At 73.2% G+C, this 25,150-nt stretch carries 20 protein-coding genes; 9 read left to right on the top strand and 11 right to left on the bottom strand.

Annotated elements, in window-relative coordinates; all coding sequences use genetic code 11:
• Positions 1-126 precede the first annotated feature (126 nt).
• Both CRP52_RS04250 and CRP52_RS04245 read right to left on the bottom strand, forming a co-directional pair.
• Positions 127-2,430 carry a glycosyl hydrolase family 18 protein gene (locus CRP52_RS04250; protein WP_097235152.1) on the bottom strand — a complete coding sequence of 768 codons (2,304 nt, stop codon included), beginning with the start codon at positions 2,428-2,430 and terminating at the stop codon, positions 127-129.
• A gap of 243 nt (positions 2,431-2,673) precedes the next feature.
• On the bottom strand, positions 2,674-3,660 hold the full coding sequence (locus CRP52_RS04245; protein WP_218893064.1) for an ArsR/SmtB family transcription factor: 987 nt from the start codon (positions 3,658-3,660) through the stop codon (positions 2,674-2,676).
• Between the two features lie 155 nt (positions 3,661-3,815).
• Between CRP52_RS04245 and CRP52_RS04240 the strand changes: the two genes are divergently transcribed.
• Positions 3,816-5,228 (top strand): MFS transporter, encoded by a 1,413-nt coding sequence (locus tag CRP52_RS04240; RefSeq protein WP_097235151.1) that lies wholly within the window; start codon positions 3,816-3,818, stop codon positions 5,226-5,228.
• Between the two features lie 47 nt (positions 5,229-5,275).
• Here the strand turns inward: CRP52_RS04240 and CRP52_RS04235 are convergent, their stop codons facing one another.
• Both CRP52_RS04235 and CRP52_RS04230 read right to left on the bottom strand, forming a co-directional pair.
• On the bottom strand, positions 5,276-5,680 hold the full coding sequence (locus CRP52_RS04235; protein ID WP_097235150.1) for a RidA family protein: 405 nt from the start codon (positions 5,678-5,680) through the stop codon (positions 5,276-5,278).
• A gap of 64 nt (positions 5,681-5,744) precedes the next feature.
• On the bottom strand, positions 5,745-6,590 hold the full coding sequence (locus tag CRP52_RS04230; RefSeq protein ID WP_097235149.1) for an ATP-grasp domain-containing protein: 846 nt from the start codon (positions 6,588-6,590) through the stop codon (positions 5,745-5,747).
• A gap of 220 nt (positions 6,591-6,810) precedes the next feature.
• On the opposite strand from CRP52_RS04230, the gene CRP52_RS04225 reads away from it, so the two are divergent.
• Together CRP52_RS04225 and CRP52_RS04220 are read left to right on the top strand one after the other, a co-directional pair.
• Entirely contained in the window at positions 6,811-7,584 is a 774-nt protein-coding gene (locus tag CRP52_RS04225; RefSeq protein ID WP_097235148.1) for an enoyl-CoA hydratase family protein, read from the top strand.
• Between the two features lie 189 nt (positions 7,585-7,773).
• Positions 7,774-8,529: an acyltransferase gene (locus CRP52_RS04220; RefSeq protein ID WP_097235147.1), complete on the top strand. Its 756-nt coding sequence runs from the start codon at positions 7,774-7,776 to the stop codon at positions 8,527-8,529.
• A gap of 84 nt (positions 8,530-8,613) precedes the next feature.
• On the opposite strand, the gene CRP52_RS04215 is transcribed toward CRP52_RS04220, so the two are convergent.
• A complete protein-coding gene (locus tag CRP52_RS04215; protein ID WP_097235146.1) occupies positions 8,614-9,981 on the bottom strand; it encodes a PucR family transcriptional regulator in 1,368 nt (455 codons plus the stop codon).
• A 210-nt stretch (positions 9,982-10,191) separates the two neighbouring features.
• On the opposite strand from CRP52_RS04215, the gene CRP52_RS04210 reads away from it, so the two are divergent.
• A complete protein-coding gene (locus CRP52_RS04210; RefSeq protein ID WP_257032994.1) occupies positions 10,192-11,088 on the top strand; it encodes an esterase/lipase family protein in 897 nt (298 codons plus the stop codon).
• Between the two features lie 126 nt (positions 11,089-11,214).
• Here CRP52_RS04210 and CRP52_RS04205 read toward each other — a convergent pair whose 3' ends face one another.
• Positions 11,215-11,823, bottom strand: coding sequence for a HutD/Ves family protein (locus CRP52_RS04205; protein WP_097235145.1), 609 nt, complete (start codon positions 11,821-11,823; stop codon positions 11,215-11,217).
• Between the two features lie 147 nt (positions 11,824-11,970).
• Entirely contained in the window at positions 11,971-13,260 is a 1,290-nt protein-coding gene (locus CRP52_RS04200; protein ID WP_373560455.1) for an MFS transporter, read from the bottom strand.
• A 17-nt stretch (positions 13,261-13,277) separates the two neighbouring features.
• Between CRP52_RS04200 and CRP52_RS04195 the strand changes: the two genes are divergently transcribed.
• Complete coding sequence (locus tag CRP52_RS04195) at positions 13,278-14,552, top strand: ROK family protein (RefSeq protein WP_097235144.1); 1,275 nt, start codon at positions 13,278-13,280, stop codon at positions 14,550-14,552.
• 192 nt (positions 14,553-14,744) lie between these two features.
• Complete coding sequence (locus tag CRP52_RS04190) at positions 14,745-15,887, top strand: PLP-dependent cysteine synthase family protein (protein WP_097235143.1); 1,143 nt, start codon at positions 14,745-14,747, stop codon at positions 15,885-15,887.
• Positions 15,888-16,006: 119 nt separating this feature from the next.
• On the opposite strand, the gene CRP52_RS04185 is transcribed toward CRP52_RS04190, so the two are convergent.
• The 4 genes from CRP52_RS04185 to mscL all read right to left on the bottom strand — a co-directional run bounded on the left by CRP52_RS04185 (position 16,007) and on the right by mscL (position 21,583).
• Positions 16,007-18,538, bottom strand: coding sequence for a right-handed parallel beta-helix repeat-containing protein (locus CRP52_RS04185; RefSeq protein ID WP_097235142.1), 2,532 nt, complete (start codon positions 18,536-18,538; stop codon positions 16,007-16,009).
• Between the two features lie 262 nt (positions 18,539-18,800).
• Complete coding sequence (locus CRP52_RS04180; RefSeq protein ID WP_097235141.1) at positions 18,801-19,676, bottom strand: MOSC domain-containing protein; 876 nt, start codon at positions 19,674-19,676, stop codon at positions 18,801-18,803.
• A 248-nt stretch (positions 19,677-19,924) separates the two neighbouring features.
• The gene (locus CRP52_RS40350; RefSeq protein ID WP_101948142.1) at positions 19,925-20,707 is read right to left on the bottom strand and encodes a DUF6643 family protein; all 783 of its coding nucleotides are present in this window, start codon (positions 20,705-20,707) and stop codon (positions 19,925-19,927) included.
• A 429-nt stretch (positions 20,708-21,136) separates the two neighbouring features.
• Positions 21,137-21,583 carry a large conductance mechanosensitive channel protein MscL gene (mscL, locus tag CRP52_RS04170; protein ID WP_097235140.1) on the bottom strand — a complete coding sequence of 149 codons (447 nt, stop codon included), beginning with the start codon at positions 21,581-21,583 and terminating at the stop codon, positions 21,137-21,139.
• A gap of 502 nt (positions 21,584-22,085) precedes the next feature.
• On the opposite strand from mscL, the gene CRP52_RS04165 reads away from it, so the two are divergent.
• From CRP52_RS04165 to CRP52_RS04155, 3 genes are all read left to right on the top strand, one after another.
• Positions 22,086-23,339, top strand: a complete 1,254-nt coding sequence (locus CRP52_RS04165) for a glycosyltransferase (protein ID WP_097235139.1) — start codon at positions 22,086-22,088, stop codon at positions 23,337-23,339.
• Between the two features lie 121 nt (positions 23,340-23,460).
• Complete coding sequence (locus CRP52_RS04160; RefSeq protein ID WP_097235138.1) at positions 23,461-24,135, top strand: thiol:disulfide interchange protein DsbA/DsbL; 675 nt, start codon at positions 23,461-23,463, stop codon at positions 24,133-24,135.
• 124 nt (positions 24,136-24,259) lie between these two features.
• Positions 24,260-25,135: an alpha/beta fold hydrolase gene (locus CRP52_RS04155; protein ID WP_097235137.1), complete on the top strand. Its 876-nt coding sequence runs from the start codon at positions 24,260-24,262 to the stop codon at positions 25,133-25,135.
• Positions 25,136-25,150: the final 15 nt, after the last annotated feature.

Here is a 25,150-nt window from a genome sequence, read left to right as displayed (position 1 = left end):
GACGGCCGTTCGATGGTGTGCGGGGCCGGTGTTCCTCCTGTGGGGAGGGACGCCGGCCCCGCGCTCGTTCGGGGTGACGGACCGGCTCGTTCGTGTCGCGAGGGGCCGATCCGCCGGCGCGGGCGGCTATGTGAGCCCGGTGTCGAGGGCGGTCATGAGGGTGCCGGCCGGGGTGTCGCCGGACATCTCCCAGATCATGCCGCCGAGCAGGTTCTTCGACTTGAGGTAGGCCGTCTTCTGGGCGATCGACCAGGCGTCGTCGAAGGTCCACCACTGGCCGCCGGCGCCCGTGTAGCCGTACGTCGCAACGGACTCGGGGGCGTGGTAGACGGTGAGACCGGAGACGCTCGTGATCAGGTTGTGGTACCCGCGCGTCCCGGCCTCCTCGGCGAACTGGCCCGGCGCGGCGCCGCCCGCGGACTGCCAGACACCCTTCGCGCCACCGTCCGCCACGCCCTGCCAGCCGCGCCCGTAGAACGGGAAACCGATCGTGAGCTTGCGCGGGTTGACCCCGGCGCCGAGGTAGGTCCGGACGGCCGCATCCACACTGAAGTGGGTGTTGTAGGGGTCGTTCGGGTCCTGGTACAGGTTGGCCTGGTGGCCGGTGCGGTTGGGCTCCCAGGAGTTGTCGCTGCCCGAGCCGTGGAAGTCGTAGCCCTGGACGTTGGCGATGTCCAGTGAGGTGAAGATCCTGCCCAGGTCCCAGCCGGCGGCGACCTTCGCCGGGTCGGCCGGGGTGAAGGCCGTGAGCAGCCTGTGCGAGCCGCCCAACCCGTCGAGCTGCTTGCGGAATTCGGCCAGCAGCAGGGACAGGTTGTCCTTGTCCTTGGCGCTCCAGTGGTTGCCCGCGTGGCCGTCGCCGGAGCCGGGCCACTCCCAGTCGAGGTCGATGCCGTCGAAGATCCCGGCCGCCACGCCGTCGCCGCCGGCGCCGTTGTAGACCGGCAGATTGCCCCTGATCCAGGTGTCGACACAGGACTTGACGAACTTCTTGCGGGAGTCGTCGGTGGCGGCGACGTCAGAGAAGTACTTGGAGTACGTCCAGCCGCCGAGCGAGACGACCACCTTCAGGTTCGGGTACTTGGCCTTGAGCTTCTTCAACTGGTTGAGGTTGCCGCGGAGTTTGCCCCAGCCGTCGTCGGCCACGCCGTCCACCGACTGGTCGGCGCTCATCGGGCGGGCGTAGTCGGCGTCGGCGTCACCGGCGCCGGTGCCCTGGTCCGGGTCCTGCGGGTTGCCGGTGGTGCCCTTGGTGACGCCCGCGAGGCAGGTCAGGTTGACCGGATCGATGTTCTCGAAGGCGTAGTTGACGACGTCGAGTTTGGCGGCGCTGCCCGAGGTGTCGAGGTTCTTGACGAAGTACTGGCGGCCGTAGATGCCCCACTGGACGAAGTAGCCGACCCGGGCGTACTTTCCGGCGCCGACCAGGTCGGAGGTGGTTGCGGTGAGTGGGGTGGAGGCGGGCGAGGCGTTGTCGGCGGCGTCGCGGGCCTTCACGGTGAACGTGTAGGTGGTGGACGGCGAGAGGCTGCCGACGGTCGCGGTCAGCGTCTTGCCGGTGACCGTCGCTGCCAGGGTGGCGCCCTGGTACACGTCGTACGCGGCGACCCGGACGTTGTCGGTCGAGGCGTTCCAGGCCAGCGTCAGGTCCGTCGAACTGACCGCGGTGGTACGGAGGTTGGTCGGTGCGGTGGGTGGGACGGGGTCGGTGGACGGGTCGAAGGTGGCGGCCGCGACGGGTGTGCTGAGCGGGCCCGGGTTGCCGCGGCTGTCCTTGGCCCGGGCGGTCAGGGTGTACGAGGTGGCCGGGGTGAGGCCGGTGACCAGGGCGCTGGTGGACGGGCCGGAGGCGAGCACGGTGCCGCCGCTCAGCACGTCGTACGAGGCGACCGGGAAGTCCCCGGCGGTCGCGGCCGGCCAACTCAGGGCGAGCGTGTGGGCAGTGGATTCGGTGACCGTCGGGGCGCCTGGTGCGGACGGCGGGACGTCGGGGGTTCCGTCGCACTTGTCGCCGTTGATGCGGCAGTTGAGCGAGGTGGAGACCGGGCCGGTGCCGACGAACCAGAAGCTGTACGGCTCGGTGGTGCTGTGGGCGTTGACGGTGGAGTTGTAGAACGCGGCGGCGACGGTGACGTGTCGGCCGTTGACGGTGGCGGTGCCGTTGTAGCTGTTGCCGATCGTGACGCCCGCCGGGAGGTCGAACTCCAGGCTCCAGCCGGACACGGCGGTCGCGTTGTCGTTGTGGACGATGTAGGTGCCCTGCCACCAGGAGCCGTTGTCGGCGGTGGTGAAGGTGGCGGTGAGCTTGCCGGCGGCGTTCGCCGGGGCGGCGAGCGCGGTGAGTGCGGCGAGCGGGAGGAGCAGGACGGAGAGCAGTGCCAGCAGTCTGCTGCGCACGCGCGGGCGCCCGGCCCGGGATCGAGCGGACATGGTTCTCCCTGTGACTGTGGGGGTTGAACAGGGTGATGTAGAACCGGGGGTGATCCGTGTGCGATCGGTGCCTGTGCCGTGGGGAGGCAAGGCATGGGCACTGTAGGAGGACTGGACCAATGCGTCAACAGGTCTGTACCACTGGGTGGAGGGATGGCGGTTGACGAGCGACAGCTGACAGATGACAGATTTCAACATCTGTTATCTGTCTGCTGTTATCTGTTGGCTGTCGTCTGTCGGCTGTCATCTGTTCGCGCCCGTCAGCTCGTCCCCGAGCGGGCTGCGCCGGTACAGCACCGAGCGGCCGTGGCGAGCCCGGGTGACCAGGCCGGTGGCGGCGAGGACGGACAGGTGCTGACTGACCGCGCCCGGAGTGACGCCGAGGCGGTGCGCGAGGTCGGTTGTGGAGGCAGGCTCGGCGAGCAGCGCCAGCAGCCGGGCCTTCGGTGCGCCGACCAGCGCCTCCATGGCCTGCCGCGGCACCGGTGCGGCCCGCCCGGTCATGCCTCCCTGTCCGCGCGCCGGGTAACTGATCTGCGGCGCACGGTCGTTGCTGATCATCGTGATCGCGCCACGGGCGAAGAAGGTCGGGCAGAGGACGAGGCCGCGTCCGTCCACGGGGGTCTCCACGTCCCCGTCCGTCCACTGCCGGTCGATGGACAGCACGCCGTCCTCCCAGCGGAGCCGGTGGTCGAGGTCGGCGAAGAGGGCCGTCGCGCCGTGCTGGGCGAGCAGTCGGGCCCGGTAGACCAGGTCGGCCTCCAGGGCGGCGCGGGCCTGTGGCCACCAGGACGGCGCGAGGCACTTCTCCCAGTACTCCTCCACTGCGTCGGCGATCCGCGCCAACAGCCTTTCCGGGTCGGCGAGTCCGGCGGCGAGGGTGGCGGGCAGCGGTTGGCCGTGCGGGAGGAAGGTCTGCTCCAGTTCGGCGCGCAACTGCTCCGGTGGCAGTGCGCGGACGGCGGCCAGTTCGGAGCGGAACTCGGGGGAGGGGGAGGTCGGGCGGGGGGTCAGGAAGTCCGGTACCCAGCGGTTCTCGGCGACGAGCGAGAGCAGCAGGCGCGAGTCCAGCTGTTCGAAGGCCGGCCTCAGCTGTTCGAAGGCCTGGGTCTGGAGGTGGTAGACGCCGGGGTGGGTCCACATCCGCAGACTGAGTACGGCCTCGTGGATCGGGGAGGTGGCGAACCAGGTGGTGGCGAGGTCGGCCAGGCGGAGTGTGAACCGGTGCACAGGGCGTCCTTCGGCTGGAATCCGGGGCAGGTAGGCGGGCAGAAGCGGCCAGATGCGGGCACGTGGGGCGGGCAGGCAGGCGGGACGTCCGCTTCGGATTTAGCCAGAGCCTAAAGGATTACCTGGACCACCCCATTGGGCGGTGGGATCTTCGTATGACCACCTCGACGGCGGAGTCCTCCGCACCTTCCCCTGCCATACCCGAAAGCCCTGGTGACACCGAAGTCCTCGGTGCCGTCCGACGACGCCTGCACCCCGACCCGACGGTCCGTCGGCTGGCCGGGATCACCCTGGTCAACACGGTGGGCAACGGCCTCTCCCTCTCCGTCGCGGTGCTGTTCTTCACCCGGGTGCTCGGCCTGAGCGCCGCCCAGCTGGGGCTCGGAATGACCGCGGCCGGCCTGTGCGGGGTGGTCGCCAGTGTGCCCGCCGGCCGGGCCGCCGACCGTTGGGGCGCACGGAGGGTGCTGGTGACGCTGGTCTCGGTGCAGGCGGTCGGCACGGCCGGGTACGCGCTGGTGCACAGTTATCCGGCGTTCGTCGCACTGGCGTGCCTGGTCTCCGCCGTCGACCGCGGGTCCGCCGCCGTGCGGAACGCGCTCTACGCGGAGGTGCTGCCCGCCGACCGCCGGGTGGCGGGCCGGGCCTACCTGCGGGTGGTGACCAACGTGGGCATCTGCCTGGGCACCGCTCTCGGCGCGATCGCACTTCAGGTGGACACCCGGCCGGTCTACGTGGCGGCGATCCTGGCCGATGCCGCCTCCTTCGTGGTCGCGGCGCTGCTGTTCCACCGCCTCTCCGACCTGCGGCGTTCATCGGTGGTCGAGCGGTCGGCCGTCGAGCGGTCGGCGGGCGGGGGGTCGGCAGTCGACGGGTCCGTCGCCGACCAGGCGTCGAAGACCGGCGTCCCGAAGCCGTCGGCCCCCTCGGGCAAGGGCGCCAAGCAGGGCCGGCGTCGCAATCCCGCGCTGCGGGACGGCCCGTTCCTGGCCCTGACGGTGCTGAACGCGGTGCTCTGCCTGCAGTTCGCCGTACTGGAGGTCGGTGTGCCGCTCTGGATCGTCCAGCAGACCGACGCGCCGCGGATCACCGTGGCTGGCACCCTGGTCGTCAACACCCTGCTGGTGATCACCCTCCAGATGCGGGCCACCCGAGGCATCGACGAACGGACGGCCGCCGCCCGGGCCTGTGGGCGTGCGGGGATGGTGCTCGCGGCCTCCTGCCTGGTCCTCTCACTGGCGCACGGCCTGCCCGCGGTCGCCGCGGCCGCAGTGGTGCTCGGCGGGGTCGTGCTGCAGTCCCTCGGTGAGGTCGTCGGGCAGGCGGGCGGCTGGGCGCTCAGCTACGACCTCGCGGGCGAGCGCGACCATGGCGCCTACCAGGGCGTGTTCAACGCGGGAACGGCGGCGGCGCTGATGGCCGGTCCGGCGCTGGTCAGCACGCTGGTGATCGGGTACGGGACGATCGGCTGGGTCGTCCTGGGCGCGGTGCTTGCGGCGGCCGGCCTGGCGATGCGCCCCGTCGTCCGCTGGGCCGGACGGCGGGACGCGGGGCTCGCGGCCGTCTGACGCCCCGGGCCCAGGGTGCTCAGGGCCTCGGCTGCTCAGGGCCTCGGTTACTCCGGGAGGATCGCCAGCGCCTCGATCTCGATCAGTACGTCGGGCCTGAACAGCGCCGCCACCTGCATCGCGGAGGCGGCCGGCAGGGGCAGGGTGCCCAGGTGCTCGTCGCGGGCCTCGCGGATGGCCTGGAGGTAGGCGATGTCGGTCATGAAGAAGGTGAACTTCACGACGTGCTCGAACCCGGCCCCGGCGGCGGCCAGGCAGCGGCGCAGGTTCTCGAAGACCTGCCGCGCCTGGGCCTTCGGGTCACCCGCGCCGATCAGGTTCCGCTGCTCGTCGAAGGCGACCTGGCCGGAGACCTGGACCAGCCGGCCGCTGCCGGTGACGACCTGGGTGTAGCCGGTGCCGGGCGCGACGCCGGGCGGCTCGGTAATGTGGATGAGGTGAGAGGTGGTCATGGCGCGGATCCTGCGCCATGATCCACCGAAGCCGCAAGCCCCGACGGTCCGGAGTCGCGTGGTCTCAGCGCACCACCTCGGGCAGGTCGCGCAGGAACGGCCGGTCGGTGGTGGTGAGTTGGGCGTCCGGGCCGGACGAGCGGAGCACCGCTTCGAGCACGGCCTCCGGGGCGGCAGCGTAACCCCCGCTGGCCCAGGCGGCGTTGGCCTCCACCACGGCCCAACGGCCGTTCTCCGTACGCCCGACGTCCACCACGGCGGCGCTGGGCAGCGGGGCGTCCGACGCGGAGGCGGCCAGGACCTCACGGCCGAACGCGAGCACCTCGGCGGTCTCCCCGTCGGCTGCCCTGGCGGTCTCCCCTTCTGGTGCCCCGATGGTTTCCAGCGGTGCGACGGACAGCTCGCCGTTCACCGCGTAGCGCGAACCGGTCCGCACCGTGCCGTCCAGGACGAACAACCGGTACTCGACGGCGAACCGCGCCACCTCGCTCACCAGCACCGCCGTGTCGCCCTCCAGCACCTCGGGCCCCGGCAGCGCGCTGCCGTCGGGGTAGACGCGGGCGGCGAACAGCTTGTCCGCCGGCGGCTTGACGAAGGCCGGGCGTCGCAGCCGCCGTGCCTCGGCGAGGGTGGTGCAAGTGACCCGCCGTCCGGTCAGGGGAAGCGGCAGTCGGGTCAGCCAGTCGGCGGCGGGCTCCAGCAGGCCGAGGCCGAGCTCCCGCCCGACGGCGTCGCCGAACAGCGGCCCTCCGTACACGTGCACCGGCGCGCCGAGCAGTTCGCGCGGGGCCTGCCAGGACGTCGCGACGCACGCCCGCAGGCCCCGGAGCCCGGCGGCGGTGCGCAGCTGCAGGCCCGTCTCGTTGATGCGCGGTGCGAGGAGCAGGACGGGGACGTCGGTCGTGGTCATGGCGTTGATGCTGCCGTGCGCGTGGTGGGTCTGACCACCGGTTTCCGGCCACGGGCGGGTCTGCCGGCTCCGCTGGTGCGCTGCGTGGTTCCGGCGGCGGGGGGCCGGTTGGCTCTGGCCGAGGGGAGGGTAGGCGTGCCAGAGTCGTCCGGGCGCGGTCCGGGCACCCCCGGTCGCGCCCGCAGTCCGACCCACCCTCAGCCGGAAGGCAGACCCGCCGATGACCAGCGCAGAGCCCTTCGTCCGCGTCAGCACCGCCGACGCCGTCACCACGCTCACCCTCGACTCGCCGCACAACCGCAACGCGCTCTCCACCCGCCTGATGGCCGAGCTGCACGCCGGGCTGGCGGCGGCCGCGGCCGACCCGGAGGTCCGCGCCGTGGTGCTCGGCCACACCGGCAAGGTGTTCTGCGCGGGCGCGGACCTCTCGGAGGCGACCGGCGCGGACCCGACGGTCGGTCCGCGCGGCCTGGTCGCGCTGCAGCGGGCGATCGTGGACTGCGCCAAGCCGGTGATCGCCGTCATCGACGGGCACGTCCGGGCGGGCGGCCTCGGCCTGGTCGGCGCGGCGGACCTCGCCGTCGCCGGACCGGCCTCGACCTTCGCCTTCACCGAGGTTCGGCTCGGCCTCGCGCCCGCCGTCATCTCGCTGCCGCTGCGCCCCAAGCTGGAGCCGCGTGCGGCCTCCCGCTACTACCTCACCGGCGAGGTCTTCGACGCCGCCGAGGCCGCCCGGATCGGCCTGATCACCAGCGCCACCGCGTCCGCCGAGGACACCGGCGTCGTGCTCAAGGGCCTGCTGGACGCGCTGCGCCAGGGCTCCCCGCAGGGGCTGGCGGAGTCGAAGCGGCTGGCCAACGCCGAGGTGGTGCGTTCCTTCGAGCGCGACGCGGACGAGCTGGTGGAGCTGTCGGCGCGGCTGTTCGGCTCGGAGGAGGCGCAGGAGGGGATGCGGGCGTTCCTGGAGAAGCGGCCCGCACGCTGGGTGCGTTGACGGCCGGGTCCTCTCGTCGGTGGTGACGGTCGGCGGCTCCCGGGTGCCCGGTGGCCGCGTCGGCGTCGTCCGGCGGCTGGACGGGGGGAGCGGACGAGGCCGGTGTGATCTTGAGCCGTGTGATGTGGGATCGTGTGATCTTGGCCGCCCGGCGGCCGGGCGGTTGCTACGGGCCGGTAACGTGAGCGCATGCCGATAACCCGCTCCCTCCTCTCCGCCGTTCGGGCCGGTGGTCGCCGCGCCGCCGGACGCCTCGTCCACCGGGGTTGGCGCTGGGTGCAGCGGACCGGCGCGGTCACCAACCAGAGCCCCGGCCCCTACCGGTTCGGCGAGCTGGGGGACGGCACGACCCTCGCCTTCCCGCTCGGGGCGGTCTTCAACGAGCAGTGGATCACCATCGGGCCGTTCTCGATCATCGGCGAGCGGGTCACCATCAGCGCGGGCTTCCTGCCCGGGCTGGACCTCGGGCCGGAGCCGATCGTGCGGATCGGCGGCGGCTGCGTGATCGGCCGGGACAGCCACATCGTCGGCCACCAGTCGATCGTGCTCGGCGACGACGTCTGGACCGGGCCCGGCGTCTACATCTCCGACCAGGCGCACGAGTACCGCTCCACCGACCTGCCGATCGGCAAGCAGTGGCCGCGCAACGAGCCGGTGGAGATCGGCGCGGGCAGCTGGATCGGCACCGGAGCGGTGATCCTGCCGGGGGCGCGGATCGGCCGCAACGTGGTGGTCGCGGCGGGCGCGGTGGTGCGTGGCGAGGTGCCCGACCACAGCGTGGTCGCCGGGGCGCCCGCCAAGGTGGTCCGCCGCTGGACCGAGGAGGAGGGGTGGCAGCCGCCGCTGCGCCACGACGCACCCCAGCCGGTGCCGGACGGTGTGACGGCGGAGCAGCTGCGCGCCCTGGTCGGGTGGGACCTGCGGCTGCCGGGGGAGCAGGGCTGACGAGCGTTTCGTCGGTCCTTCGGGCGGGACCTCCGGGACCTCCGGGACCTCCGGGATCGCCGACGAGCCGTTTTCTGAGCGGAACTACCGTACGGGCGAAGCCTGTTCGGCCGTCCGCGCCGCGAGGGCGGCGGTGATCCGCAGGACGTCGGCGGGGTGCGTCGGGTCCAGGCCGGTCAGCACGGCGATGCGGCGCAGCCGGTAGTCGACGGTGTTGGGGTGCAGGTGCAGGGCGTCCGCGGTGTGCCGGCGGTTGAGGCCGCCGGCCAGGTGGGTGCGCAGGGTGGTGAGCAACTCCCCGGCGCCGGCCAGGGGTTCGAGCAGGGCGGCGAGCCGGGAGCGGGCCCGGCTGGGGCGGGTGAGCTGGTACTCCAGCAGGACGTCCTCCAGCCGGTGCAGTCCGGGTGGGCGCCCGAACGCCCGGGCTACGTCCAGGACTTCGTAGGCGAGGGCGGCCGCGTCGGGCACCTCGGTGGGTACGGCCGCGGCGGCTCCGGCGAGTACGGGCGTACCGGCCGCGCGGCCCGCTGCGGCGAGGGTGGCGGCGAGCTGCGGCCAGGGGGCCGCGGCAGTGGGGTCCTCGGCTGAGGCTGAGGCTGAGGCTGGGGTTGGGGTTGGGGTTGGGTCTGGGGATGAGCACGAGCTCGGGGACGGGCCGAACGGGACGAGCACCAGCCCGCCCGAGGACGTCAGTGCGGTGAGCGCCGACTGCCGGGTGCGGTGGTCGAGTTCGGCGCCGAGTCGGCGGAGCTTGCGGCGGGCGGCGACGACCGGGTCGACCTCGGGGGAGTGTTCGTCGGGGTGGTCGGCGACGGACAGGCAGAGCACGGCGTAGCCGGCGGGCAGTCGGAGTCCGGCCCGGGCGGCGGCCTCGTCGGCGGGAGTGCCGGCGAGCAGTGCGGTCAGCAGGGACTGCCGGGCCGCGCAGCGGCGGTCGGCGGCCGGTCGGCGCCCGTCCAGGTAGCCCGCGCCGGCGGCGGTGGTGGCCTGCCCGAGTTGGTCGAGCAGCAGCCGGTTGAGCACCAGCAGTTCGGCGGCGTCGCCGTCCTGGGCGTGCCGGGTGACGAACTCCCAGCAGACCTCCAGCCCGAGGTGGTGGGCGAGCAGGACGGCGTCCAGCGGCAGGCCCTCCTCGGCGCGGCGGGCGGCGGCCTCCCGGACGGCGGTGAACTCACCGGCGGGGGCGGGGAGTCCGGTGCGGACGGTGTGGGCGAGGGCGCGGATCCGGCGCTCGGTGTCCCGGGTGAGCTCGCCGGTGAGCTGTTCTCGGGGCAGGCTGCGGTAGACCGGCACGCGGTCCAGCAGGGCGGTGACGACGGCCTCGGCCAGCTCGCGGACGCCGCCGAGGAGGCGTTGGTCGGCCGGCCGTCCGCCGATCACCGGGATGCGCCAACCCGGCGCCTGGGCCGGTGAGTTCGCGGGCGTGCAGTGGGGTGCGTTGTGACCGGTCACAGAGAACACCGTCCAGGTCTGGGGAACGCCCAAGGGCCGGGCCGGAGGGGCGACCGCATGATGGAGGCACTCGGGTTACCTGTTGGTAACAAACTTCCGCTGTGGAGGCAACAGTTGAGAACCCCACTTCTCCGCTTCTCCGCAAGTCCCCTGCGCCGCGGGCTCGGCGGCGCGTTCGGCAGTGTGATCGGCAGGGCGCTCGGCGCGGCCGTGCTCGCGGGCGCGCTGCTGGCCGGTGCGACGGCGGCGCCCGCGTACGCGGCTTCGGCGGCTTCGGCGGCTTCGGCGGCCCCGGCCCCTGCCGCCGAACTGCCGCCGGACGGCGACACGGTGGCCTCACCGCCCGGCGCCAACGACTGGAACTGCCGGCCCACCGCCGCGCACCCCGACCCGGTCGTCCTGGTGTACGGCACCTTCGCCAACCGCTACGAGAACTGGCTGGCGCTCTCCCCGCTGCTGAAGGGCCTCGGGTACTGCGTCTTCGCCCTCGACTACGGGACCATCCCCGGCATCACCTCCACCGGCAGCGGCCTGCTGCTACCGATCGGGGGCCTCGGCCCGGTGGCGGACTCGGCGGCCCAACTCGCCCGCTTCGTCGACCTGGTGCGCAACGCGACCGGCGCGGCCAAGGTCGACATCGTCGGGCACTCCCAGGGCGGCATGCTGCCGAACTACTACCTGAAGTTCCTCGGCGGCGCCTCCAAGGTCGGCAAACTGGTCGGGCTCGCACCGTCCGACCACGGCACGACGCTCGACGGGATCGTCAACCTCGCACCCTACTTCCCGGGCGTCGCCGACCTGATCTACACCGTCTGCCAGGCCTGCCGGGACCAGGCGGTGGGCTCGGACTTCAACCGGACGATGGCCTCCCGGCCGGACACCGTGCCGGGGGTGAGCTACACGGTGATCTCGACCGTGTACGACGAGGTCGTCACCCCCTGGCGGACCCAGTTCCTGAACGGCCCGGACGTCGACAACGTGGTGCTGCAGGACCACTGCCCGGTCTCGCTCGTCGAGCACGTGACGATCGCGTTCTCGCCGACGGCGCTGCACCTGGTGACCAACGCGCTGGACCCGGCGCACGCCACGCCGGTGTTCTGCGGCTGAGGTGACGACGGCGCTCCCGCTCCCGCGGTTCGGGGGTGGGAGCGCCGTCGTTCGTCGGGGTGCAGCAGTTCGGGGCGGGGCAGTTCGGGGCGGCGCAGCTCGGGCGCGGCCTCGTCGGGCGGGGCCTCAGCGGGTCGGGCGGAAGGTGATGGCGGCGGTGACGCCGTCCGGGCGCAGCCGGTGCGTGCCCGGTTCGTCGAGCAGGGCGGCGTCGTAGCGGGAGAGTTCGACGCCCTCGGTGCTGCCGGTGCCATCGGTGCCGTCGCTGTCTCCGATGAGTGCCGAACCGGCGAGGCAGACGAGGAGCACGGTGCCCTCGGCCGGGACCTCGACGTCGGCGGGCGCGGAGAGCAGGTCCACGGTGGCTTCGACCCGCCCGCGACGCGTCATCACGTTGAAGTCCACCACCGGGCCGCCCAGCAGGCGGCAGTCCGTCGTGGCGTCGCCGGAGAAGGCGAACGGCCGGTAAGGGGCATCGACCAGCTGCTCGACGCCGTCGACGGTGAGCGCCATGCCGGCGCCCGCTACCAGGGTGATCACCCGGTCGATGCCGGGGAACGGGGAGAACGGCCCGGCCGAGGCCACGTCGGCCAGGCTGACCCGCCAGTCGAACTTCTCCAGCCCGGCTCCGGCCGGGAACCCGGCGACCTCTCTGGTCACCCCGCCCCCGTTGAGCCACGCCGTCGCAGGGCGCTCGCTCGCCCGCAGTACCTGGAAGCGTTCGCTGGTCGTCATGGCCCCGCATCCTGCCACTGCCGGTGCACCCCCGTCACGGGGAGGGCGGGGGAGCGGATTTCAGCGAACAGATGACGGATGACAGAAGTTGAAATCTGTTATCTGTTCGCTGAAATCCGTCAGCTGTCACCTGTCACCTGTCACCTGTCACCTGTTACGCCGCCCGACCGTCAGCGGCAGGAGCGCCGCCGCAGTGGCGGCGACCGCTACCGTGGTCAGCGCCATCGGCAGGCCGGCCGCGTCGGCGAGGAAGCCGATCACCACGGGGCCGATCAGCATCCCGCCGTACCCGAGCGACGAGGCCAGGGCCACGCCCTGCGGGCCGCCCGCCGCTCCGGCCCGGGCGATGGCGAGCGGGAAGAGGTTGGCCAACCCGAGGCCCACCAGGACGAACCCGCAGATCGACAGCGGCACCGCCGGTGCGAGCGCGGCGACCAGCATGCCCGCCGCGGCCGTCAGCCCGCCGAACAGCATGAGCCGGTTCTGTCCGAGCCGGATGGACAGCCAGGTGCCGCCCACCCGTCCGCCGGCCATCGCGAACGCGTACGCGCCGTAGCCGGTGGCGGCCACCGCGGCGCTCGCGTGGACGTCGTCGGTGAGGTGGAGGGTGGTCCAGTCGGCGATCGCGCCCTCTCCGTACGCGGTGCACAGCGCGGTGACGCCGAGCAGCAGCACCAGGAAGCGGGTCTGGGGGCGGCCCGCAGCCGCCGCTGCGGACGCCGCACCGCCGTCCCTCGCACCTTCCGCAACCGCCGTACCCGCCGTGCCCGCCGCCGCCCGGTCGGGCGCGACCAGCGGCGCCGCGGGGCTGCGGAGCAGCACGATGCCCGCGCCGACGGTGACGGCCATGCCCAGCAGCCCGCTGAGCGCGAGCGCCCACGCGGTGCTCAAGGGCCCGGCGAGCAGACCGCTGACGCCCGTGCCGAGCAGTCCGCCGAAGCTGTACCCGGCGTGGAAGCTGGGCATGACGGGCCGTCGCAGCTGCGCCACCAGGTCGACGGCGGCACTGTTCATGGCGACGTTGGCCCCGCCGTACCCGGCGCCGAAGAGCAGCAGCACGCCGCCGAGCGCGGCGATCGAGTGGGCGTGTGCCGGCAGCAGGACGGCGAGGCTGAGCAGGGCGAGCGAGCCGACCGTCACCGGCCGCGAGCCGAAGCGCAGGCAGAGTCGGCCGACCATGGGCATGGTGATGACGGCGCCGATGGACAAGCAGAGCAGGGCGAGTCCGAGCGCGCTGTGCGAGGCGCTGACCTGGCTGCGGACGTCCGGGATGCGGACGACCCAGGCCGCGAAGAGGAAGCCGTCGACGGCGAAGAACGCGGTGAGCGCGAGACGTGCGGGGCCCCAGGGGCTGTCGGCCAGTGGGGGTGTGCTGCGAGACTGGGGGGACGGGCGGTCCGGGCTGGGATGGGAACGGATTTTGTTTCGAAGCGACACAAAGTCACAATAGGGGCGTGCAGCTCTCACCATCAAGCCCGAGGCCCGGCACCGGGAACGACGCCGACGCGCAGCGCGACGGCCACCGTCGCGCGGCCCCCGACCGCGGTCGGACGCTGCTCGGCCCCGCACTCTCGCTGATCCACACCGGTCAGGCGCCGACCCGTTCGGCACTCACCCGCGCGCTGGACGTGACCAGGGCCACCGCCGGTGCGGTCACCGCCGAGCTGGAGGCGCTCGGCCTGATCACCGTCGACTCGCGCCCGGCCGGTGGCGGCCGCGGCCGCCCCTCGCACCGGCTCGCGATCGACCCGCAGGGTCCGGTCGTGGTCGCCGGGCAGATCCACGCCGACGGACTGAGCGTCACCCTGGCCGGCCTCGGCGGGCTGCTCGACCCGCCCGTCCACCTGCCGCTGCCTGCCGCCACCGATCCGGTCCGGATGCTGCGCGCCGTCGCTGAGGCGGGCGCCGCGCTCGCCCGGGCGACCGACCGCCGCTGCCTGGGCGCCGCGCTCGCCCTGCCCAACCCGGTCACCGAGCCGGACGGCGCCGCGCTCGCCGCCCTGCACTTCGCCTGGCCCAGCGGCACCCCGGTCGCCGACCTGTACGACGTCGAGGTCGGCCGCGCCGACCACGGCCCGAACGCGCTGCGCCCGCTGCCCACCGCGATCGCCAACGACGCCAACCTCGCCGCGCTCGCCGAGTACCGGCACGGCGCCGGGCGCGGCGCCCGCCACCTGCTCTTCGTCACCTCCGGCCACCGCGGCGTCGGTGGCGCGCTGGTCATCGACGGCCACCTGCACACCGGCAGCGCGGGCCTCGCCCTGGAGGTCGGCCACCTCACCGTCGACCCGCAGGGCCGCCCCTGCATGTGCGGCAACCGCGGCTGCCTCAACTCCGAGACCGATCCTGACGCGCTGTTCGCGGCCGCAGGGCTCACCCCGGAGCCGGGGCGCCCGCTGCTCGACCAGGCGCGCGACCTCTGCCGGGCCGCCGCCACGGACGACCGCGCGCGGGCGGCGGTGGAGCACGTCATCGACCGGCTCGGGCTCGGGCTGGCCGGCGTCGCCAACATCCTCAACCCCGACCGGGTGGTCCTCAGCGGCCTGCACCTCGACCTGCTGGAGGCTGCTCCCGAGCGGCTGCGCGCGGTGGTCGCCGAACGCAGCCTGTGGGGGCGCAGCGGCCGGGTGCCGATCGTCGGCGCGGAGCTGGCGCACGGGGCGCTCGCGGGTGCGGCCGAACTGGGCTGGGGACCGTACCTGGCGGACCCGCAGTCGGTGCCCGTCTAGGAACGCCCGTTCGGGCAAAAGCTGCTCCTGTGGCCAGGGTCGGGCCGGTGACCAGCCGGAGCCAACAGGGCCGGAGCCAATGACCGGTCTGGGCCCGATAAGCGGAACCTGGATCTCCGGAAAATGTCACTTATCGTGACCGTCATACACTCGTAGTGAGCAGTGGGGGGTTACTACGAGGAGACAGCGACCATGAGCACCCAGTCCGGCATCGAGCGCGGCCCCCGGCCCGGCATCGAGCCGACCGTCGACGTCGACCGCTCCGACGCGGAGTACCGCACCTGGCTCAAGGAGGCGGTGCGCAAGGTCCAGGCCGACGCCAATCGCTCCGCCGACACCCACCTGCTGCGCTTCCCGCTGCCGGCCGAGTGGGGGATCGACCTGTACCTCAAGGACGAATCCACCCATCCGACCGGCTCGCTCAAGCACCGCCTCGCCCGCTCGCTCTTCCTCTACGGGCTCTGCAACGGCTGGATCCGCCCCGGCAAGCCGGTGATCGAGGCCTCCAGCGGCTCCACCGCCGTCTCGGAGGCGTACTTCGCCCAGCTCATCGGCGTGCCGTTCATCGCCGTCATGGCCAAGAGCACCAGCCAGGCCAAGATCGACCTGATCGAGTTCCACGGCGGCGAATGCCACCTGGTCGAGCGCTCGGACGAGGTGTACGAGGCCTCCGCCCGGCTCGCGGAGGAGACCGGCGGCCACTACATGGACCAGTTCACCTACGCCGAGCGGGCCACCGACTGGCGCGGCAACAACAACATCGCGGAGTCGGTCTTCGCCCAGCTGCGCCTGGAGCCGCACCCCGAGCCGGCCTGGATCGTCGCCACCGCCGGGACCGGCGGCACCTCGGCCACCATCGCCCGGTACGTGCGCTACATGCAGTTCGACACCCGGATCTGCGTCGCGGACCCGGAGAACTCCTGCTTCTTCGACGGCTGGGTGCGCCACGACCCGGACGCCGTCTGCGAGAGCGGGTCGCGGATCGAGGGCATCGGGCGGCCCCGGATGGAGCCGAGCTTCGTCCCCGGCGCGATCGACCGGATGATGAAGGTGCCGGACGCCGCCTCGATCGCGGCCGTACGACTGCTGGAGCAGGTGCTCGGCAAGAAGGCAGGGGCCTCCACCGGCACCGGCCTCTGGAGTGCGCTGCAGATCGTCGCCGAGATGCGGGCGGCCGGGCGGACGGGCAGCGTGGTCGGGCTCATCTGCGACCCGGGGGACCGCTACCTCGACAAGTACTACTCGGATGACTGGCTGGCCGGTGAGCGGATCGACATCGCGCCCTACCGGGCCGCGCTGGAGTCCTTCCTCGCCGGCGGCCCCTGGACGGGCTGACACCAGGAACGCGCGGCTGACAACCGACAGCCGACAGCCGACAGATGACAACTAACAGCCGACAGATTTCAGATTCTGTTATCTGCTATCTGTTATCTGTCGGCTGTCATCTGTCGGCGCTACGGCAGCGGCACCGTCGGCAGGTCGGCCGGAACGAGCAGCTGGAGTTCCTCGGTGGACGGGTCGGCGAGGTGGGCGACCCGTACCGCGTGCCGCTCGACCATGCTCTCGAAGACCTGCCGAGCGGTGCGCCCGTTGCCGAAGTTGGGGCCGCGCTCCAGTCCTCCGAAGTGTGCGAGCAGCGCCTGCTCGGTTCCCTCCGAGAGCGCGTACTCGTGCTCCGCGCACTGCGCCCGGGCGATCTCCAGCAGCTCGTCCGCCGTGTAGTCGGGGAAGCTGATGGTGCGTGAGAAACGGGAGGAGACACCGGGGTTGGCGGAGAGGAAGCGCTCCATCTCGGCGGTGTAGCCAGCCACGATGACGACCACCTCGTCCCGGTGGTCCTCCATCAGTTTGACCAGGGTGTCGATCGCCTCGCGCCCGAAGTCCCGAGCGCCGTCCTCCGGGGCGAGCGCGTACGCCTCGTCGATGAAGAGCACCCCGCCGCGCGCCCGGTCGAAGGCGGCCGCGGTGCGGATCGCGGTGGAGCCGATGTGCTCGCCGACCAGGTCGACCCGGGCCACCTCGACCAGGTGGCCGCGCTGGAGCACCCCGAGCGACGCGAGGATCTCGCCGTAGAGCCGGGCGACGGTGGTCTTGCCGGTGCCGGGGGCGCCGGTGAAGACCAGGTGGCGGCGGAGCGAGGGCGCCTTGAGCCCCGCCTGGCGGCGGCGCCGCCCGACCGAGATCAGGTCGATCAGGGTGCGCACCTCCTGCTTCACCGTGGCCAGCCCGACCAGCGAGTCCAGCTCGGCGAGCGCCTCCTCGGCGGGCCGGCAGTCCGGGATCGGTCCGATCACCGCCGAGGCTGCCGCGGACGGAGCCAACGCCTGTGCGGCGGCGGTCAGTTGGGACGACCGCGGTGCCGGAACGTCCGTACCGCCGTACGAAGCCCCCGGCCCCGGGCCTACCGCCGACTCGCGACCCACCCCCGGACCCAGGGCTGCCCCACCGCCGCCACCGACCCCACCGCCGCCCCCGACGCCGCCACCCGCCGGAACGGCGGACAGCGGAGGCGCCCCCACGTCATCCGCGGTGCACCCCTCCGCGATCGGCCCCGGCTCGGAGAATTCGAACCCGGCCCGCTCGTTCTGCTCCGCCCGGCACCGGGTGAGCTGCGTCCGGCAGCCGTCGATGATGTGGAAGCCGAAGCCCTTGCCGTGCGAGACCCGGCAGTTCTCGAAGGTGCCCCGCCCCTGCGCCGACACGTACACCCCGGCGTCCGTGCTGGCCCGGACGGTGCAGTCGCGCAGTACCGGATCGGCGCCCTTCGTGACGATCACCCCGGTCGCGACGTCGGAGATCTCGCAGTCGGTGAGCTGCCCGCCGCTGCCGTGGTCGCGGAACCAGAGTCCCGTCCCGGCCTCCTGCACCCGGCAGGAGGCCAGCGAGACGGTGGCCCCGCCGCTGACCGAGACCGCCGAGCTGCGGATCCGGCTGAACGAGCAGCCCTCGGCGGTGGCGGCGGAGTCCCGGTCGAGGACGAACAGGGCGTCCGGCAGGTCGTGCAGCGAGCAGTCGGTGAGGGTGAGCCGGGCGCCGTCGCTGACCCACAGCGCCGGGTACTCGCCGGTGGAGCCGTGGATCTGGCAGGCTTCCGCGACGGCCTCGGTGCCCTGGTCCCAGACCGACAGCGCCCCGCGCCCGAAGTCCCGGACGGTGGTGTGCGCGAGGCTGAGCCGGGCGCGCCCGCGCAGGTCGGCGCCGTTCTCCGGCAGGTCGTGCACCCGGCAGCCGGTGAGCACGAGTTCGGCCGCGCCGTCCAGGGTCAGGCCGTTGCCGGTGACCCGGTGGATCTCGCAGTCGACGAGCCGCCCGCCCGACTGTGACTCGGCCTGCACGCCGCTGCCGCGGATCTCGTAGATCTCACAGTCGGTCAGTTCGGCCGCGCTGCCGGGGTCGGAGAGCAGCACGCCCGCGCCGGAGGCGTGGTGGATGCGGCAGCGGTCCAGTGCGGCGGTGGCGCCGCCGAGGACGGCGAGCCCGGCCTGTCCGGCGGCGGCGACCTCGCAGTCCTCGAAGGCGGCGGCGGTGCCCTCGCCGCGCAGTCGCAGTCCGAGCCCGCCCGGGTTGGCGACCACGCAGCCGCGCAGGGTAGGCCGGGCGCCGGCCGCGACCTCGATCCCGGTGGCCGAGCGGGTCTCGATCCGGCAGCCGCTGAGCGCGGGCGTGGCCTGCTCGCCGGTGACCAGGACGGCCGGGGAGGACGTGTCGCCGCCCTCCACGACCAGGTCGCGGACGGTCGCCGCGGCGGTGACGGTGATCGCCACCCCGGACGGCGGCTCGATCCGCACGGTGCCCGGGCCCTGGGCCGGGACGATCGTCACCGGCTTGTCCAGCAGCAGGTTCTCCCGGAAGGTGCCGGGCCGGACGGTCACGGTGTCGCCCGGTTCGGCGGCCGCCAGGGCCTCCGCGAGCGTGTCGTAGTCGCCCGCCCGGCGACGCCAGCGGGATGCGCTGTCCTGGGTGACCCGGACCCTGTGCTCAGCCATGACGGTCTGTCGTCCCCACCTTCGTCGAGCCGGCGATCAACGGGCCGAACGCGCGGGGGTGCGCGGGCCGTCCGCCCACCGTAGCGCGCCCACGTGGGTGGTCCGGCCGCGCTCCGTCGCGCGGGCACCGGTAGTGCTCACTGCGGCCACAGGTTCCGACCACTTGTTTCAACGAGCACGCACAGCAGTGGTTCCGCCCGGGGACGACCGCCGGTTCTGCCCGCCGGTTCTGCCCGCCGGTCCTGCGCGCCGCGCCGCGCGCTCAGTGCCCGTCGGCCGGCCAGTGCGCCCCGTCCTCCAGCACCTCGACCTCGTCGCCCACGCGCAGCGTGCCGAGCACGTCCCCCTCGACGCCGACCGGCCGCTCGGGGATCAGGTTCTGCCCGAACGCGGCCTTGCGCAACAGCCGGTGGTGCCGGGCCAGGGTGCGCAGCGGCTCCTTGCCGCGCCGTTCGCCGGTCTCCTGATCGGTGGTGGTGACGACGCAGCGGCCGCAGGGCTTGACCACCTTGAAGGTGAGCCCGCCGATCCGGATCCGGCGCCAGCCGTCCTCGGCCCAGGGCGCGGTACCGGCAACCACCACGTTGGGGCGGAAGCGCTCCATGGGCAGGGTCTCGTGGTCCTCCGGGTGCTCGGCGGCGATCAGCTCGTTGAGCCGGTCGAGCGAGGCGCTGGTCGTGAGCAGCAGCGGGAAGCCGTCGGCCATCGAGACGGTGTCGCCGGGCCGGCCGTACTCGGGGTCGACGGGCCGGGCGAGCGGGTCGTCCAGGTGCACCAGGCGGTAGTCGCCGAGGTGTTCGGCTATCCACGCGTGCGCTTCCTTGGCGGCTTCGACGGCGTGGAAGCGGTCGCCCCAGACCTCGACGTCGGCGAGCGGGTCGCCGGCGGCGATGGCAGGGGCGGGCACCTCGATCCGCGAGCCGTCGGGGGCGGTCAGCGTCAGCGAGCCGTCGGGCAGGAGCCCGGGCCGGATCTGTCCGAGGGCGGTGTTCTCGCGCTGGCTGACGAAGCGTCCGGTCGGGTCGGCGAGCATCCAGCGGCGGTCTCCGACCAGGCCCCAGGGGTGGACCTCGGCGGTCTCCGGGCTCAGGCGGTACATGGACTTGACGGGGTAGACGTGGAGTCCGGTGAGCTGCATCCCCCCATCCTGCCAGCAGGGTTCCGGCAGCTCGCACCGCCCCCGTATACGCACGGACCTGCGCACGGACCTGCGCCCCGACCATGCCCGGATAGGCGCACGGACCGCCCGGGACGCCGTGGGGGGCGTTCCGGGCGGTCCGTGGATGACCCGTGTTCTCCATTCGCCCGGCGTTCAGGGGTCGCCGGGTGGCGCTCAGGTGGTGCGGGTGCGGGCCGCGTGGGGGGCGGCCTCGGGGAGCCGGTGGTTCAGTAACCCTGGCCCTGCGGCTGGTAGCCGCCGTTCTGGAACTGTCCGGGCTCGCCGTACGGCCCCGGACGCTGCGGCTGCATCGGGCGGACCGGCGCGACCGGCGCCATGGCCGGGCGCAGCTGGGCGCCGCCGAAGGACTGGTCGCCGCCCTGGCCCTGGAAACCGGGGCCGACGCCGTTCTGGCCGCCGAAGGACTGCGGTCCGCCGAAGCCCTGCGGCCCGCCGGGCTGGCTCTGGCCGAATCCGGCCGGGTGGCCGACCGGCTGCGCGCCGAAGTTCTGCGGGCCGGCCTGGCCGCCGATGAAGGTGTTCTGGCCGCCGAAGCTCTGGCCGCCGCTCGGCTGGTAGCCGCCGCTGGCGGTCTGGGTGAAGGCCGGGGCGCCGGCCTGCGGTCGCTGGTACGGCTGGGGGGCGCCGTAGCCGGGGACCGCCGGCTGGGGGGTGGCGTACGCCGGAGCGGGCTGCGCCGGGATGTACGCCGTGGCGGGGCCGGCGGAGGGGCCGCTGCTCGGGCCGGGGCCCAGAGCGAGGCGGGCGGGCGGCAGCGCGGGGAGGTTGCTGCCGGCGCTTTCGTACCCGTTGCCGTACCGGTTCTCGTAGGAGGGGCCGAGATTTGATCCGTAGCCGGACGACAGCGCCGGCGGCAGGGCGGCCGGCACGTTGATGGGCGCGATCTGGGGGACGCCGCGCTCAGCCACGAGGCTGTCGTAAATCGGCGTGCCGGAGGAGAAGGACGGAGAGGGGTAGCCGACTCCGTCGTAGGAGCGGGGCGAGGTCATGGGGCATACGGTAAGCCCACAATGCGGCTGCTGAGGAGAGCGGGAGGGGGAGCAGTTCGAGTGTTTACACAGTCTTCGCTCGCACAAAGGTTTCGAAAGTAGGAAGAACGGACATACCGACGTCCTCTTCCGGACAACCTTGGCGCCCCGTCAGTGATCGAACAGCGGCCGGACGGCGCGGCCGGATGGCCTTGCGGTGACCGGCCGGTGGCCGGTTGCGGGGCCGGTGGAGAAACTTTTGCGGACAGGGCGTGCGCCGGCGCATTCGAGCCCCCGCCGAGGGGCGGCGGAGGCTCGTGAATGTTTCGGGAATAAATGTCCCGTCGGCTCGCCGACCACGTGATGTGAGCACGCGACGCGGGCGCGCAGGTGCGGGCCGACCTGGGCCGACCTGGGCCGACGCTGGTCGGCGGTGCCGGCGCGGGCCGGTCAGTGTGACTGCAGCGCCTGGGTCTGGGCGGGCAGGCCCGGCTTGGCGACCTCCGAGGTGCAGAAGGAGCAGCGGGTCGCGGCGGCCGGGATCGAGCTCAGGCACTCCGGGCAGTCCACCTTCGCCACCGGCGCGGGCTTGGCTGATTCGAAGCGCGTCTGCAGCTTGCCGACCGGCAGCACCACGGCGAAGTAGATGACCGCCGCGGTGAGGACGAAGCCGATCACCGCGTTGACGAACAGGCCGTACGGGAACCGGGTGCCGGCCACCTCGAAGGTCTTCTGGGTGAAGTCGCCGACGGCGCCGGACGCGACCCCGACCAGCGGGGTGAGGAAGGCGCTGACGAATCCGGTGACGACGGCGGTGAAGGCCGCGCCGATCACGATGCCGACCGCGAGGTCCACCACGTTGCCGCGCAGCAGGAAGCTGCGGAATCCCTTGAACACCGGGCGACTCCAAATCCGTACGGGAAAGGGGGAGATGGGGCGACCCTGCGGTGCCCCGACCGGACATCCTGCCGAGCGGTCCGCGCCGAGGTCCAACCGCGTTCACCCGATCCGCGTAACCGCCTCGGCGCCTCCCGGTGCCGGGCCGGGCGGCGCCCGGGCGCTCCGCGTACGGGCCTATCGGTGGCCATTGTCCCGCCCTAACTGGCCTAGGACTCACCGGACTTGACCCGGCATTCGGCGCCCCCCGGCACCGGAGCCGGCGCCGGGCCCGGTCGAGGAGCCGGCGCCGGAGCAGAAACGAAGGCGGCGCGGAGGTGGTCCGGCGCAACGGGGGCGAGCCGGAGTGCGGCGGGGGGTGAGACGGGGCGCACGGCGGTCGCAACCGGCGCACGACGGCGGGTCTCTGGCGCACATCGGATGTACGGGCGCGGGCGGAAGGGCCACCACCAGGTTGCGCGAAGGGGCTGTACCGGGCGGGGCGCTGTGCCAAGGTCGGTCCATGCCCGACCATATGTCGGCCGATTCGGCCGGAACCCGACCGCGAGTCCTGCACCTGATCAGTGATGCACGCCGTGGGGGCGCCCAGAACTTCGCCCGTGACCTCCACCGGGAACTGGGCCGGCGGGGCCAGTCCTCCGCGCTGTGCGCCCTCGCCCCGCACCCGGCCGTCCACCACCCCCGAGTCGCCGGGGCCACCGGGGCCGCCGTAGCCCCCGAGACCGCAGGAGCCGCCGGAGCCGCCGAGGCCGAACCCGGCGACTGCGCCGACGCCCCCGCCCTGCTGCGCACCGCCGCCGTCCTCGGCCCCGGCCGCCTGCGCCCGCGCACCCTGCTGTCGCTGCGCTCCGCCGCGCGCTCCGCCGACGTGGTGCTCGCCCACGGCTCCGACACCCTGGCCGCCTGCGCGCTCGCCCTGGCCGGCACCCGCACCCCCTTCGTCTACGTCTCCGTCGGCCACCCCCGCTACTGGACCGCCACCCGGCTGCGCAGGGTGCGCGGCGGTGCGCTGATGCACCGCGCCGCCGCCGTCACCACGCTCACCGACGAGGCGCGGGCCGTCCTGGAGGAGCAGTTCGGGCTGCCTGAGGGCAAGGTGCACGTGATCCCCAACTCCCGTGCGGCGGAAAGCTATCCGCCCGCCGGCGGCCGGGACGACCGGCGCGCGGCCCGGTACGCGCTGGGCCTGCCGGCGGACGTCCTGTTGGTCGCCTGGATCGGTGCGATAGCGCCCGAGAAGCGACTCGACCTCGCCCTGGACGTACTCGACCGCCTGCCCGACGTCCGGCTCGCCGTCGCCGGGGACGGCCCGCTGCGCGAGACGCTGGCCCGCCACCCGGCGGCCGCCCGCGCCCACTTCCTCGGCCCCCTGCCGGACCCGGCCCCGCTCTACCGCGCCGCCGACGCGCTGCTGCTCACCAGCGACAGCGAGGGCGTGCCCGGGGCGCTGATCGAAGCGGCGCTGGCCGGGGTGCCGGCCGTCGCCACCGACGTCGGCTGGGTGCGCGAGGTGGTCCGGGACGGCGCCACCGGCGCGCTCGTCGCCCCGGGCGACCCGTTGGCCCTCGCCGAGGCCCTGGGCAGGGTGCTGGCGATCAACCGCGCAGGCCTCGGCGCCGCCGCCCGGGCGCACGCGCTGGAGCACTTCGAACTGGGCGCCGTGGTGGACGACTGGCAGCGCCTGGTGGCCCAGGTGTGGACGGCGGGACCGGCTGGTCCGGCGGGTCCGCCCGGCCCCGGAGCCTCGACGAGCTGACACCGGACGGCACGATGCCGACCGGCAACGCGGAGGCCCTGCTACACCGTTCGGGCGAATCCGGGCCCGCAGACGCCGACCGACTCGCCGGTAACCGACCGCCACCAGCACACTTCCCGGTGTGAACTCGAAGTCGCTGCTGCGGTCCACCGTCCTGCTCGCCGTCGCCGCCGGGATCGCCGCGTCCCCCGTCCAGGCCGGCGCACTGTCCCACCAACCGCCTCCCGAGGGCGCCCAGTTCGTCAGGCTCGACCATCCGCAACCGGTGCGCGAGAGCGTCCGGACCGAGGCGATCGAGTTCTTCTGGTACGACTGCGGCCACTCCCAGGCGTTCGAACAGCCCCTGCAGGCCTGGGCCGAGAAGCACCGCGCCGACGTCGAGCTGCGCCGCATCCCGGCGATCTGGCCGGGCAGCCCGGAGGAGACGGTGCAGCGCGGCCACGCACGGATGTACTTCACGCTGGAGCACCTGGGCCTGGTCGACCGCCTGCAGACCGGCGTCTTCCGCGCCATCCACAACGACCGGGTGGACCTCACCACCGAGGCCGCCTCCACCGATTGGGCGGCCCGCCACGGCGTCGACGCCCAACTCTTCCGCCAGGCCTACCGTTCCGCCGAGGTGCGCCAGTCGGTCGACGACGCCGCCGCCGCGTTCGTCCGCTACGGCATCGACGAGCTGCCGACGGTCATCGTCCAGGGCGAGTACCGGACTTCGCCGACCAAGGCGGGCGGTGTCGAGGCGATGCCCGAGGTGCTCGACCACCTGGTGCAGCAGGAGCAGCTGAAGAAGGACTGAACCATCCGCCCCTGTGGCCTTCATGGCGACGAGTCAGCTCGCTCGTGCCCGCCCTGCCCGGCCTACCCGGCCGCGCAGGGCAGGTGCCCTTGCCTAACCGGTTCAATGCTGTTTAATGGTTAGCATGAGCGAGCTGACGATCCCGCACGTCCACCACCGCCACGTCGACGTCGACGGTCTGCGCATCTTCTACCGCGAGAGCGGCCCGGCCGACGCCCCCGTTCTCCTGCTGCTGCACGGCTTCCCCTCGGCCTCGCACCAGTACGCCCGGCTGCTCGACGCGCTCGGCACCCGCTACCGCCTGATAGCCCCCGACTATCCGGGCTTCGGCCACAGCGACAGCCCCGCGCCCGACGCCTTCACGTACCGCTTCGACACCCTCGCCGACGTCATCGAGGGCTTCTGCCTCGCCCTCGGCCTCGACCGCTTCGCCCTCTACGTCTTCGACTTCGGCGCCCCCGTCGGCCTGCGGCTCGCCACCCGCCACCCGGAGTGGATCACCGGCCTCGTGGTCCAGAACGGCAACGCCTACCAGGAGGGACTCTCCGACCAGGCAAGGGAGTTCATCGCCAACCGGCGCGGTGTCCCGGGCGCGGAGGAGGTCGCCCGCTCGATCCTCACCCTGGACGTCACCCGCAGCCAGTACGAGGGCGGCACCGGCGACCCGAGCCTGGTCGCCCCCGACGGCTGGACGCTCGACCAGCACGTCCTCGATCTGCCCGGCCGCAAGGACATCCAGGTCGAGCTCGCCCTCGACTACTTCTCCAACGTCGAGCTCTACCCCGCCTGGCAGGCCTGGCTGCGCGCCGAGCAGCCGCCCACGCTGGTCGTCTGGGGGCGGAACGACCCCTTCTTCACCGAGGCCGCCGCCCGCGCCTACCTGCGCGACCTGCCCGAGGCCGAGCTGCACGTGTTCGACACCGGACACTTCGCGCTGGAGGAGAAGCTCCCCGAAATCGCGCCGCTGATCGACGACTTCCTCGCGCGCACGCAGAAGTGACCTGCTCCAGGCGGG

It is taken from the genome of Streptomyces sp. 1331.2 (genome assembly GCF_900199205.1).
In the GTDB taxonomy this organism is placed as follows: domain Bacteria; phylum Actinomycetota; class Actinomycetes; order Streptomycetales; family Streptomycetaceae; genus Kitasatospora.
This window is presented reverse-complemented; position numbering and strand designations above follow the sequence as displayed.

Coding starts and splice junctions, on each gene's coding strand:
- CRP52_RS04190 (WP_097235143.1), top strand. CDS start 14,745: ATGAGCACCCAGTCCGGCATCGAGCGCGGCCCCCGGCCCGGCATCGAG.
- CRP52_RS04225 (WP_097235148.1), top strand. CDS start 6,811: ATGACCAGCGCAGAGCCCTTCGTCCGCGTCAGCACCGCCGACGCCGTC.
- CRP52_RS04165 (WP_097235139.1), top strand. CDS start 22,086: ATGCCCGACCATATGTCGGCCGATTCGGCCGGAACCCGACCGCGAGTC.
- CRP52_RS04250 (WP_097235152.1), bottom strand. CDS start 2,430: ATGTCCGCTCGATCCCGGGCCGGGCGCCCGCGCGTGCGCAGCAGACTG.
- CRP52_RS04230 (WP_097235149.1), bottom strand. CDS start 6,590: ATGACCACGACCGACGTCCCCGTCCTGCTCCTCGCACCGCGCATCAAC.
- CRP52_RS04235 (WP_097235150.1), bottom strand. CDS start 5,680: ATGACCACCTCTCACCTCATCCACATTACCGAGCCGCCCGGCGTCGCG.
- CRP52_RS04185 (WP_097235142.1), bottom strand. CDS start 18,538: ATGGCTGAGCACAGGGTCCGGGTCACCCAGGACAGCGCATCCCGCTGG.
- CRP52_RS04220 (WP_097235147.1), top strand. CDS start 7,774: ATGCCGATAACCCGCTCCCTCCTCTCCGCCGTTCGGGCCGGTGGTCGC.
- CRP52_RS04180 (WP_097235141.1), bottom strand. CDS start 19,676: ATGCAGCTCACCGGACTCCACGTCTACCCCGTCAAGTCCATGTACCGC.
- CRP52_RS04155 (WP_097235137.1), top strand. CDS start 24,260: ATGAGCGAGCTGACGATCCCGCACGTCCACCACCGCCACGTCGACGTC.
- CRP52_RS40350 (WP_101948142.1), bottom strand. CDS start 20,707: ATGACCTCGCCCCGCTCCTACGACGGAGTCGGCTACCCCTCTCCGTCC.
- CRP52_RS04240 (WP_097235151.1), top strand. CDS start 3,816: ATGACCACCTCGACGGCGGAGTCCTCCGCACCTTCCCCTGCCATACCC.
- CRP52_RS04205 (WP_097235145.1), bottom strand. CDS start 11,823: ATGACGACCAGCGAACGCTTCCAGGTACTGCGGGCGAGCGAGCGCCCT.